The sequence below is a fragment of the Massilia varians genome (genome assembly GCF_027923905.1).
GTDB lineage: Bacteria > Pseudomonadota > Gammaproteobacteria > Burkholderiales > Burkholderiaceae_D > Telluria > Telluria varians_B.
This window is the reverse complement of record NZ_AP026966.1, coordinates 2,288,149-2,300,323: the sequence shown is the minus strand read 5'-3', so window position 1 is coordinate 2,300,323 and position 12,175 is coordinate 2,288,149. Positions and strand designations below refer to the sequence as shown.

Annotated in this window: 9 protein-coding genes; 7 read left to right on the top strand and 2 right to left on the bottom strand. The window is 68.4% G+C overall.

Going from position 1 to position 12,175, the window contains the following annotated elements:
- The first annotated feature begins 2 nt into the window (after positions 1-2).
- The 7 genes from MasN3_RS10440 (at position 3) to MasN3_RS10410 (ending at position 5,746) form a co-directional block, all read left to right on the top strand.
- Positions 3-1,001: an ABC transporter permease gene (locus tag MasN3_RS10440; protein ID WP_370662338.1), complete on the top strand. Its 999-nt coding sequence runs from the start codon at positions 3-5 to the stop codon at positions 999-1,001.
- Positions 998-2,035, top strand: a complete 1,038-nt coding sequence (locus MasN3_RS10435; protein WP_281913972.1) for an ABC transporter permease — start codon at positions 998-1,000, stop codon at positions 2,033-2,035. The genes MasN3_RS10440 and MasN3_RS10435 overlap by 4 nt, the downstream gene beginning before the upstream one ends.
- A gap of 16 nt (positions 2,036-2,051) precedes the next feature.
- A complete protein-coding gene (locus MasN3_RS10430) occupies positions 2,052-3,446 on the top strand; it encodes an FGGY-family carbohydrate kinase (RefSeq protein WP_281913971.1) in 1,395 nt (464 codons plus the stop codon).
- Between the two features lie 252 nt (positions 3,447-3,698).
- Positions 3,699-4,121: a hypothetical protein gene (locus MasN3_RS10425; RefSeq protein WP_281913970.1), complete on the top strand. Its 423-nt coding sequence runs from the start codon at positions 3,699-3,701 to the stop codon at positions 4,119-4,121.
- Positions 4,122-4,214: 93 nt separating this feature from the next.
- On the top strand, positions 4,215-4,694 hold the full coding sequence (locus MasN3_RS10420) for a transglutaminase domain-containing protein (RefSeq protein ID WP_281913969.1): 480 nt from the start codon (positions 4,215-4,217) through the stop codon (positions 4,692-4,694).
- A gap of 18 nt (positions 4,695-4,712) precedes the next feature.
- Positions 4,713-5,117: a hypothetical protein gene (locus MasN3_RS10415; RefSeq protein WP_281913968.1), complete on the top strand. Its 405-nt coding sequence runs from the start codon at positions 4,713-4,715 to the stop codon at positions 5,115-5,117.
- A 209-nt stretch (positions 5,118-5,326) separates the two neighbouring features.
- Positions 5,327-5,746: a hypothetical protein gene (locus tag MasN3_RS10410; protein WP_281913967.1), complete on the top strand. Its 420-nt coding sequence runs from the start codon at positions 5,327-5,329 to the stop codon at positions 5,744-5,746.
- A 4-nt stretch (positions 5,747-5,750) separates the two neighbouring features.
- Here MasN3_RS10410 and MasN3_RS10405 read toward each other — a convergent pair whose 3' ends face one another.
- A complete protein-coding gene (locus MasN3_RS10405) occupies positions 5,751-8,207 on the bottom strand; it encodes a glycoside hydrolase family 95 protein (protein ID WP_281913966.1) in 2,457 nt (818 codons plus the stop codon).
- 22 nt (positions 8,208-8,229) lie between these two features.
- The gene (locus tag MasN3_RS10400; RefSeq protein WP_281913965.1) at positions 8,230-12,012 is read right to left on the bottom strand and encodes a beta-galactosidase; all 3,783 of its coding nucleotides are present in this window, start codon (positions 12,010-12,012) and stop codon (positions 8,230-8,232) included.
- Positions 12,013-12,175: the final 163 nt, after the last annotated feature.

Below are 12,175 nucleotides of genomic sequence, written 5' to 3'. Positions count from 1 at the left end.
ACATGAGCAAACATCTCCTCAAACAACGCGAGCCCCTGCTCGCCATGATGGTGGTCGCGCTGGTGCTGCTGGTCGGCATGCGCGCACCGGTGTTCGTGAGCGCGGCTTCGCTCGCCAACCTGCTTACCGACAGCACCTTGCTCGTGATGCTGGCGCTGACCCAGATGCTGGTGATCGTCACGCGCGGCATCGACCTGTCGATCGCCTCGACCCTGGCCCTGGCGGGCATGGTCGCGGCCATGCTGGCCAGCGCCAACCCGGGCCTGCCCTTGCCCTTCGTGATGCTGGCCGCCACCGCCACCGGCCTGGCCGCCGGTCTGCTCAACGGCTGGCTGATCGGCTACTTGCAACTGCCGCCGATCGTCGTCACGCTGGGCACCATGAGCGTCTACCGCGGCCTGGTGTTCGTCATCTCGGGCGGCGCCTGGGTCTCGGCCCACCAGATGCCGGCCGGCTTCGTCGCCTTCCCCTTGCAGCGCCTGCTCGGCCTGCCGCACCTGGTGTGGATCGCCGCGGCCGTCGTGCTGCTGATGGTGTTCGTGGCCCGCTACACGCGCTTCGGGCGCGACCTGTACGCGATCGGCAACGCGCCGCACTGCGCCGCCTACATCGGCATCCCGACTGCGAAACGCCTGTTGTGGACCTATGGCCTGTCGGGCACCGCCGCCGGCCTGTGCGGCTACCTGTGGGTGGCGCGCTATGCCGTCGCCTACACCGAGATCGCCTACGGCTTCGAACTGACCGTGATCGCCGCCTGCGTGATCGGGGGCGTGAGCATCGCCGGCGGCGTCGGCTCGGTAGTGGGCGCCATGCTGGGCGCGCTGTTCCTGTCGGTAATCGGCAATGCCCTGCCGGTGCTGCAGGTCTCGCCCTTCTGGCAAAGCGCGCTGACCGGCGCGGTGATCCTGGTCGCCGTGCTGATGAATGCTAGAGGCAACCGCAACCGCAGCCGCCAGATCCTGCCGCTGCACAAGCTTGACAACCTGAGGAGCGCCGCGTGAACGCCACCACCATTGCCCAAACCGAGGCGGCCAGCCAAGCCGCGGCCAGCACCTCGCGCTACACCATCCTGGACCGCGAAAAGCCGGCGCTGCGCCACGTGCTCGCGCGCTGGGAGACCCTGCTGGCCCTGCTGCTGCTGGCGGTCTTCGTGGTGGGCGGCGTCACCCTGCCGCACTTCCTCGATCCCTACAACCTGCTGGACGGCACCGCCAACTTCAGCGAGAAGGCCCTGATCGCGCTGCCGATGGCCTACCTGATCATCTGCCGCGAGATCGACATCTCGGTGGCCGGCACGCTGGCGCTGTCCTCGGTGGCGATGGGCCTGGCCCACCAGGCCGGCGCGCCGGCCGGCAGCCTGCTGTTCGTGGCCCTGGGCACCGGCCTGGTGTGCGGCTGGCTCAACGGCTTCCTGGTGACGAAATTCATGCTGCCCTCGATCGTGGTCACCATCGGCACCTTCTCGCTGTACCGCGGCCTGGGCAGCGTGGTGCTGGGCGACCAGGCTTTCACCAACTATCCGGAAGCGATGACCGACTGGGGCCAGGGCGTGTTCTTCGGCATGGTGCCGCGCTCCTTCGTGATCCTGCTCGGTTTCGCCCTGCTGTTCGCGATGGTGCTGCACTGGACCTCGACGGGCCGGCGCATCTACGCGATCGGCAACAACCCGGATGCGGCGCGCTTCTCCGGCATCGCGGTGGACCGCTACCGCCTCGGCCTGTTCATGCTCACCGGCGCCATGGCGGGCCTGGCCGCCTTCCTCCTCACCGGCCGCATCGGCAGCACCCGCCCGAACATCGCCACCGGCTGGGAACTCGAGATCATCACCATGGTGATCCTGGGCGGCGTGAGCATCGCCGGCGGCGCCGGCACCATCGGCGGCGTGCTGCTGGCTGTGCTGACCATGGGCGCCGTGACCTACGGCCTGGCCCTGGCCAACGTCCCCGGCATCTACATGACCATCGTGGTGGGCGTGCTGCTGCTGGCCACCATCGCCGTCTCGCGCCTGGTGCGCGGCAAGCCGACCCGCCACTGACCCAGGGAAGCACGCAATGCAAGCAAGGACGGGCGACGCCCTCATCGTTCTCGACATTGGAAAGACCAACGTCAAACTGGCCCTGGTCGACGCAAGTGGCCGCTGCATCGCCGAGCAGCGCCGCCCGAACGCCATCCTGAACGACGGCCCCTACCCGCACCATGACGTCGAGGGCATCTGGCAGTGGCTGCTGGCGACCTGCCGCAGTTTTGCGACGCAGGCGCAGGTGTCCGCGATCGTCCCGGTGACCCACGGCGCCACCGCCGCCCTGGTCGATGACGCCGGCCTGGTGCTGCCGGTGCTCGACTACGAAGCCGCCCTGCCCGGCCTGGACTACGCGTCCCTGCGCCCTGCCTACGCCGAAACCTATTCGCCCCTGCTGCCCGCCGGCCTGAACCTGGGCCGCCAGCTGGCCTGGCTGCAGGCGCGCCATCCGGAGGCGTTCGCGCGCAGCCGCCACATCCTGATGTATCCGCAATACTGGGCCTGGCGCTTGTGCGGCGTGGCGGCGGGCGAAGCGACCTCGCTCGGCTGCCACACCGACCTGTGGGATCCGGTGCGCCAGGCGTATTCGTCGCTGCCCGCGCGCATGGGCTGGCTGGACAAGCTGCCGCCGCTCGCCGCGCCTTCCGCCTCGCTCGGCACCCTGCGGCCGGACGTCGCGCAGGCGACCGGCCTGCCGCCGGCGTGCCAGGTCCTGTGCGGCATCCACGACAGCAACGCCTCGCTGGTGCGCTACCTCGGCCTCGATGCCGGCGCGCCGCGCACGGTGCTCTCGACCGGCACCTGGGTCATCGCCGCCGCCTTCGGCAGCGCCCTGGACGGGCTGCGCGAAGACGCCGACATGCTGGCCAATACCAGTGCGCTGGGCCAGCCGGTGGCCTGCATGCGCTTCATGGGCGGACGCGAGTTCGCGGCATTGGCGGGCGGGCAGCCGGCCACCTGTTCCTACCTGCAGCTCGAGCAGATGGTGGCGCGCGGCAGCATGGCGCTGCCCTGCTTTGCCGAGAGCGGCGGCCCGTTCGCGGGACGGGTCGGGCGCATCGAAGGCCCGGCACCCGGCGACGCCGGCGAACGCTTCGCGCTGGCCACGCTGTACTGCGTGTTGATGACCGACTACTGCCTCGACGCGCTGGGCGCCCGCGGCCCCATCACGGTGGAGGGCAGCTTCACCGCCAATCCCTGGTTCGGCCCCCTGCTCGCCGGCCTGCGCCCGCGGCAGGCGCTGAGCTATTCGGACGACGCCAGCGGCACCACCTGCGGCGGCTGGCTGCTGCGCTACCGCGATGCGACGCCGCCCGGGGCCAGCGTGCCCAAGCCGCCGCGCGCGCTGGCCGGGCTGGATGCCTATCGCGCGAAGTGGCGCGAGGCGCTGCAGCAGGCCGGGGTTCCGGTCGCTGCTGCCGGCTGAGCGACACCCTAAAATATGATTCATAAATCTGTGCCACTCCGCGGAATATGAATCATTTCGCAGCGTTCTGGTTTGACCGGCACTGAGATTGATTCGTGATGGGTCGCCGCGCGCCCTTGCGCGCCGCGGGGCTCATCCTAGACTGAATCATCCGCGCTGCGCCCTGCGCAGCGCGGCATCCCGACGGTCGACACCGCGCCCCGCGCGCGACGCCTGTTCCGAAGGCCGCCTCCCCTTCGTGAAGGAACGATCATGCGTGCCCTCCCTTTCCTCCTGTCCGTCTCCCTGCTCCTGCCCGCCGCCGGCGCGGGTGCCCAGGCCATGGCCTATCCACCGCCCGACACGGCGCCGATCTCGCGGGTGCAGGTGACGGCGCCCTCCACGGCCGCGCCCATCCCGACCCGTGAAGCACGGCAGATTTCGGGCGGCTACGAGATGTCGAACGGCTGGTACCTGCGCGTGCATCCCTGCCGCCGCTACATCGACACCATCATCGACGACCAGCCGCCCATGCGCCTGGTCCCGGCCGGGCCGTATCGCTTCGTCTCCGGCGACGGCAACGTGCGCATGCAGTTCAAGCGCGGCGGATCGGGTGACGAGATGGAGATGAGCTACCGCCCCGATCGGCGCCTGGCCCAGCGCGTGGTGATCGGCTCGCGACTTGCGCAACGCTGAACGCGCGCCTCCCACGAAGGGGATACAGATGTTCAGCTGGCAATGTTTTCATAGTAGCATTTATTTCTACACGAAAACTTGCTGACAACGCCGATGAAAACACTCCTTGTCCTTCTTCTTCTCGCGGCCCAGCCTGTTCTGGCGTTTGCCCAGTCCGGCCGCACCCATCTGACGGAACACATCGATACCACCAACCTGAACCTGAAGACCCTGGGCGAAGCGATCACCGCCCAGGATGGCACCGATTACCGCAAAGCCACCACCTTGCTGAACTGGGTCAGCAATCGCCTGGAATGGATGACGACCGATTACCAGCGGCGCAGCGTCAAGGAGATCCTGGAACGCGGGGGTGGCAATTGCTATGACCTGGCCCAGGTGTACGTGGAGATCGTGAAGGCCATGAACATCAAGACCCGCCCGATCGCCGAAATCAACCTGTCGCGGCTCAATCCCGGGCGCCAGGAGCGGGCCGCACAACTGGTGGCCGACAAGGGCGCCCGCGCCTCCGTGTTCGGCGCCCGCCATAACGACCACCGCTGGCTGGAGGTGTATGACGAGACCACCGGCACCTAGTTGCCGGTCGATCCGACCATGAACGTGATCGGGGTCGAGCAATGGGTCAAGGCGCGGCTCGGATTCGAACAACGCATCACGATCGATCCGGCCATTTCCGACGACATGATCGCCCCGTTCGCCGTGTTCGTCAGCGGCGACAACAAGGACCTGATGGCGGAAAACCGTTCCGTCTATTACATGGTGGATCAGTTCGACCGGGTCTACAACCGGGAACTGTCGCGGCTCCCCTCCTGGAATAAATGGGTTGCCGCGATCACGTCCTTGTCCGGACACGCGAAATCGGCCTTTGAGAACAAGGAGAACCTGCATCTTTACCAGCAACAGATCGCGGAGCTGGACGCCATTTATCAGGCCCTGAAAACCGAGTACCAGGCCTTGCAGCAGAAAAGAACGGCGTCGACACCGCAAGTGAATGCCTGAACGCCCATCATGATGCAAAACGCGAGTACCGGCCCCGGCTTTTGAATCATGTCGCGCCTGTCTTGCTTTGCGCCGGTACAGATTGTTTGGTGATGTATCCGTCTTATTGCTTGCAGGCCGCGGAGGGCGCCCTAGACTGAATCATCCGGGATGCGCATGGACGCATCCCGGCGTCCCAGGGTTCACTCCCGCTTCGTGAAGGAAGCACCATGCGCTCCCCCATTCTCCTTGCCGCATCCCTGCTGCTGTCGGCCACCGGCGCGGATGCCCAAACCATGCCCTACCCGCCTGCGGACACGGCGCCGATCGCCTCGGTCCAGGTGCGTGCTCCCACCAATGCGGCGCGGATCCGCGTCGCCGAGGCGGAAAACATATCCGGCGCCTACGAGATGTCGAATGGCTGGTATCTGCGTGTGATCACGTCCGCGCATTACATCGATGCCATCATCGACGATGAAAAGCCGATTCGCCTGGCCGCGATCGCGCCTTACCGCTTCGTCTCGGGAGACGGCAACATCACCATGGACTTCCACCGCGGCGCCGATGGCGCGGACATGCGGATGAGCTATGTGCCCGACCTGCGCCTCGGCCAGCGTGTGGTGCTGGAGTCGCGGCTGGCGCAGCGCTGAGCGCTCAGCGCGGACGCAGCACGTAGGTCCGGCCCTTGACCGCAGTGAAGGACAGGGTGTGCCCGATGTTCCCCGGCGTGCTGCTTAAACCCAGTCCTTCGAGCATCACCGGCAGCGGCGTGCGGATCGTCGTCGGTCCGCCCACGCGCGCGGTCACGCGGGCCGACCTCAAGCGCCCGGCTTCCCAGTCGATGTCGACCACATGGTTGCCGCGCCCGACCATGCCGCTCACCCGGCCGTCGCGCCACTCGTCCGGCAGCGCCGGCAGCAGGTGCAGCTCGCCGTTCTGGCTCTGCAGCAGCATCTCGATGACGCCGGCCGTGCCGGCGAAGTTGCCGTCGATCTGGAACAGCGGGTGGGCGTCGAACAGGTTGGCATAGGCGCCGCCGTGCTTGTCGCCCGGTTTGGTCAGGCGCAGCAGATTGCGGAACAGCTGGTAGGCGTGGTTGCCGTCGTACAGGCGGGCCCAGAAATTCACCTTCCAGGCCAGGCTCCAACCGGTGCCGTCGTCGCCGCGCAGCTCCAGGGTGCGGCGCGCGGCCGCGGCCAGTTCCGGCGTCGACAGCGGCGAGATCACGCGCGCCGGATGCAGCGCGTACAGGTGCGATACGTGGCGGTGCTGCGGCTCGACCTCCTCGAAGTCCTTGTGCCACTCCTGCAGCTGGCCCCTGGCGCCGACCTGGAACGGCAACAGTTTCGCGCGCGCCTCCCGCAACTGGCTGCGGAACACGGCATCGACCCCGAGCACCTGGCTGGCGTCCGCCACGTTCTCGAACAGGTCGTGGGCGATCCCCAGGTCCATGGTGGAGGCGACGGTCACGTTGCCCTTGCGGCCCTCGCCAAAGTAGAAATCGTTCTCGGGCGAGGTCGAGGGCGCGGTGACCAGGCGGCCATTCGCGTCCGGCTGCAGCCAGGCCAGCAGGAAGCGCGCGGCGTCCTTCATGACCGGATAGGCGCTCGCCAGGTAGCGGCGGTCGCCCGTGAACTGGTAGTGCTCCCACAGGTGGCGCGCGAGCCAGGGGCTGCCCATGGCCCAGTTGGCCCACTTGGGATCGCCCTTGCCCAGGTTCCCGACCGGATTGCTGGTGGCCCAGATGTCGGAATTGTGGTGCAGCGCCCAGCCGGGCGCGCGGTAATACGACGCCGCGGTCTCCTTGCCGGTGATGGCCAGGTTGCGGATCAGGTCGTCCAGCGGCGTGAACAGCTCGCCCAGGTTCGCGCTCTCCACCGGCCAGTAGTTCATCTGCACGTTGATGTTGGTGGTGTAGTTGCTGCTCCAGGGCGGTCTGACCGAGGCGTTCCAGATGCCCTGCAGGTTGGCCGGCGCGCCGCGCGTGCGCGAGGACGAGATCAGGAGGTAGCGGCCAAACTGCACGTACAGGGCTTCCAGTCCCGGGTCGGGCGTGCCAAGCGTATATTCCTGCAGGCGACGGACGGTGGGAAGGCTGCTGCGGTCCTCGGCGCCGGGATTGATGACCAGGGACATGCGGTCGAACAGCCGGCGGAAGTCCGCCACGTGGGCCGCGCGCAGGGCGGCGGCGTCACGCCGGGCTGCCCGCTCCAGGTGGGCGCGCGCCAATGCCGCCTCGTCCTTGCCGGCGCTGTCGGGGCACTTGTCGAAGCCGTTGAAGCTGGTCGCCGCCGACAGCAGCAGGGTCACCTCGGACGCGTCGCGGATGCGGATGCGCCCGTCCTGCTGGGTCACGGTGCCGTCGCGCACCACCGGCTTGACCAGCAGCGCGAAGCGCATGCCGCGGCAACCGGTCGGGTCGTCCTGCACGATCGGTTCAGGGTTGTCGCGCACATAGTTCGGGTCCACCTGCGCGGGCGCCTTGCCGCCCAGGCGCAGCACGCCCTGCTCCACGGTGCTGCTGGAACGCAGCGGGCTCGCGGCCCCCAGGTCGAGGCTGATCCGGCGCGGCTGGTCCGCCTGCAGGCGCACGACGATGACCTGGTCGGGGTTCGATGCGAACACCTCGCGCCGGTAGCGTACGCCGTTCGCCGTGAAGCGCGTGGTCTGGATGCCGTCACGGATATCCAGCGCGCGCCGGTAGCCGGTGACCTCGCCTCCATTGAAATCCTGCCGCAGCTGCAGGGCGCCCAGCGGCAGGAAGCTTTGCGTATACCGCCCCTGCATCTGGCGCGACAGCGCGTAGGCCTGGGCGTAATCCTCCCTGGCCAGCGCCTCCCGCACCTTGCCGAGCGCAGCGTAGGCGCCGGGATTGACGTTCTTGCCGACCGGTCCGCCGCTCCAGAGCGTGGCTTCGTTCAGCTGGATCAGTTCCTCGCCCGGCCGGCCAAAGACCATCGCCCCCAGCCGGCCGTTCCCGACCGGCAGGGCTTCGGTCCAGACGGCGGCCGGCTTGTCGTAGTGAAGGGTCAGGTCCGAGCCCGCTTGGGCGCTGGCCGACAGGCCCAGGCTCGCGGCAAGCACCGCCGGCATCATGCGCAACAGTGACATTGTTCCTGCCCTCCCCTATGTTCTACTGCATGATTTCCAGGTCCACGCCGCCGCGCACCGCGCGCAGCTTGACCAGCTTGAGCGGTTCCAGCGCGTTTTCCTTGCGCCCGTCGGTCGTCACCGCCAGCGCAATGGTGTTCTCGCCGTTCGGGTTCAGGATACCCGGCGGGATCACGAAGGTGCGCTGCGGGCCGATGTGGGCGATGAACTGCCCCATGTTCCAGCCGTTCACGAAAATCAGGGCCCGGTTCTCGCGATCCGAACGCGGCTTGGTGGTGTCGCCGAAGGCCAGGCCCAGCTGCACGTCGTGCCCTTTCGGCAGGTCGAGCCTGAAGCTGGTGCGCAGCCAGTAGGTGCCCGCGGCGGGCGGCGCATCGGTGGTGCGCGCGGCCTGCCAGCCCTTGGGCGAGGCCAGCGGCAGGTGCCAGCCCTGGCGCTCGCCGAACAGGCCGCCGTTGTTCATCGGGCCGCGCAGGCGGTCGACGATCTCCTCGCCGCCCTGGCGGCCCTGGATGCGCCAGGCGATCGGCACGCCGAAGCGCTGGCCGCCGCGCTCCGTGAGCGAGGCCGAAATCAGGCCGCGCGCCTCACGGTGGTAGTCGTCGGCCATCAGGTTCCAGTTGTGGGCGTTGTTGCGCACCATGACCGAGATGACGTGCTCGCCGGGCTTGATATCGCCCAGCGAGAGCTTGATGCTGTCGGTGGTCTCCGGGAAGGAACGGCCGGTGTCGAGTTCGTGCTGGCCGACGAAGCGGCCGTCGATCCAGACCTGGATCAGGCCCGCGCCGCCGGCGCCGTAGAACAGTTCCAGCTGGTTCGCCTTCGGGCTGGTGACGGTGAAGCGTCCGCGGTACCAGACGTCGCCGTGGTGGAAGCCGTAGTCGCTCATCGACAGGGTCGGCTGGTCGCGTTCCGGCATGGTCCAGGTCTGGGCCGCCGACGGACGGCGGTCGGCCTGCACCCAGGCGCTGTCGTCGAAGCGCGGCGCGCTTTCCAGGCTGTCCATGCGGCGGGTCCAGGCCAGGCGTGCCAGGTCGGGCAGCGTCACCGCCTCCGGACCCTTGACGGTGCCGGCGCGCACGCTGCCGTCCGGCTGGCGCGTCAAGACCAGTTCCTGGCCGTTGAAGCTGGCCGCTTCGAACGCCGGCCCCCAGATCTCGAAGCTGCTGTCCTCGCCGGCGTCTCCGCGCATGGCGAGCTTGCCGCCTTCGATCCGGGCCGAGCGCACCAGTGCGGGGCTGAGCTGCAGCGCGCGCCCAAGGCCGGTTTCCTGGGTCCAGAAGCGCAGGCTGGTCTGTTCATCGGCCAGCAGGAGCAGCATCGGCGCCCTGCCGCCGCCCGAGATGCGCACCCGCGCCAGGCCGTCGTGCACGTAGTCCAGCACCAGGTCGCCCCTGGCGGCATCCCAGCGCGACCTCACCTGCCCGGCCAGCACCTCGACCGTCGGCGCGCCCGTATAGCGCAGTACGGTCTGGCCGGCCTGGCGGTCGCGCCCGTGCAGCAGCACGATGTCGCGTTCGCCGTTGCGGAAGTGGGTCTGCAGTTCCGAGGTCGAATACACCAGGCGCTGGCGTTCCATGTCGTAGGAGGCCAGCAGCATGCGCGCATCCTGGCCGCGCAGCGTGGTGCCGAAGGTATATTCGCCATCGCGGGTGGCCAGCTTGACGCTAAAAAGCTCCTCGCCCTTGCCGTCGGTCGGATTGTGGGCGGCGAAGATCACGTGGCTGCCCAGGCGCCGGTTGACGTTGTGGTAGACCTTGACCTTGGCGTCGCTTGGTGCGAGTTCCGGGCCCTTGTCCATCTCGGCCAGCACCTGCTCGGCCGCCTGCACGAACATGCCCTGCTGCTTGAGCGCATAGGCTTTCGGGCGCAGGCCGCGGTCTTCGGAGATCGCGGCGCCGTAGTCGTAGGAGGTGTACACCACCGGGCCGGCCAGCCAGCCCCACGAGGTGCCGCCGAAGGTCATGTAGACGTTGTGGATCGTGATCCGGTTGATCAGGTTGGTGCCGTAGAACACGCGCTGGTAGCCGGTGCCCTGGCGCTCGGCGGTGCAGTGGTAGGTGCCGTTCGAGCCCCAGTAGTCGAACCAGCCGCCGCCCAGTTCCGCGGCGAAGCCGGGCGTACCCGGCGAGGTGAGCGAACCGACCTTGCCGCTGCCAGTCGCGTAGATGCCCCAGTCCGGCGCCTTGTTGGCGCCCGCCGGGTTGGCGAACACGTCGCAGCTGCCGCCCGGGTAGCCATCGAAAGCGTAGATGTCGGTCGGGCCCTGGTTGGCCCAGGGCGCGCTCGAGTTCTTCGGCGCCCAGTCCGGCAGGCGGCCGGCGGCGTTGTGGAAGAAGGGAACGGTAATGCCATCGAGCCGCGCCTTGCGCGCCAGGTGCTCCATCTGGCGCACGTGCTTCGGCTCGACCTTGCCCAGCTCGTTCTCAAGCTGGTAGGCGATCACGTTGCCGCCGCCGTCGGTGGCCTGGTGGCGCGCGATGATCGCGTTAATCTGGGTCATCCACTCGTCGACGGCGGACAGGTAAACCGGATCGTCGGTGCGCGCTTCGGCGCGGCTGCGGAACATCCAGCCCGGATAGCCGCCGCCGGTCAGCTCGGCATTGACGTAGGGGCCGGTGCGGGCGATCACGTACATGCCCTCCTCCTTCGCGATCTGCAGCGCGCGCTCGACGCTGCGGATCCCCGAGAAGTCGTACACGCCCGGGGCCGGCGAATGGTAGCCCCAGTCGAAGTAGAAGGCCACGCCGTTGAAGCCAAGCGCCTTCATCTTCTGGATCACGTCGCGCCACAGCGAAGGATTGGGCAGACGGAACGGGTGGATCTCGCCCGACCAGACCACGACACGCTTGCCGTCGACCTTCAGCGAATACGCGTCCCAGGCGATCGTCTTCGGCTTCCCCTTGGGTGCGGCGATTTTCTCGAAGGCCCTGGCGTCTTCGCCCATGACGCCGAACGAGGACGCCATCGCGGCAGTCCCCAGCAGGCGACTTGGCGCGCCCCAGCTGCGGCCGCCATCCTGGCTGTCGGCGAACCAGGCGCGCTGGCCGTCTCCGGCGCGGGTGTACAGGCGCAGCGTCGCGCCCAGGCGCACCAGTCCGGCCGCCTTGATGTCGGTGCCCAGGCCGCTGAGGCTTGCCGCCTGCTCGATGCGCCATGGTCCTGTGAGCTCGGGCGCGCGCGCGAGCACCAGGCGTCCGCTGGCCGCTTCGCGCGTAACCGCGACGAAGCCGTCGCCCTCGGGGGCGACGACAGTGTCGGTGTAGCCGTCCTCGAGACCGCGCATCGGCACGGGCGTCGACAGATTGGCCAGGTCCGCATCGAGGCTCGATACGTGGCTGCCGCGCCCGATGGTGGCGACCAGGTGGAGTTGCCCGCCGGCGCCGCGCACCCAATTGGGCGCGCGCACCTGGCCCGAGGCGACCCGCAGCTCGCGCGTCCCTTCCCAGCTGCGCAGGTCGGGCGAACTGGCCAGCCCGATCGAACCGGGCGCCGCGCCGGCATAGGCCAGCACGTAAGGGCCGTCCGCATGGCGCGCGAGGCTCGGGTCCTGCAGCTTGCCGGAAGGCGGCGTCCAGGTCTCGGAGGCGAGCGAGACGAAATTGGCGCCGTCGGTCGACGACAGCAGGCTGAGCGTATTGGCGGCGCCGGCGGTGAGCGCGGGCATCAATACTACCTGGCCGGACTTCGCCGCCTGGGCGCTGGCCGTCCCGGCCTGCTGCCCGGATCCTTGCGGGATGCCGAGCTCCTGGGCCGCGGCCGCCCCGCCAAGCGTTGCCGCCACCGCGAATGCGAAAGCGCGCATGCGCCCCGCCTGCCTGTCACTGCCGGAATCGAACCACGTCATTGCTGTCTCCATACTTATTCTATGCGGGACATTCTAGGTGCTCTTCCGAATACCGATCAACGCAGTGGCGAAAGAATCAGGCGAGTGATCGGACGTAAGGACGCCTGCAATCATTCGCTCA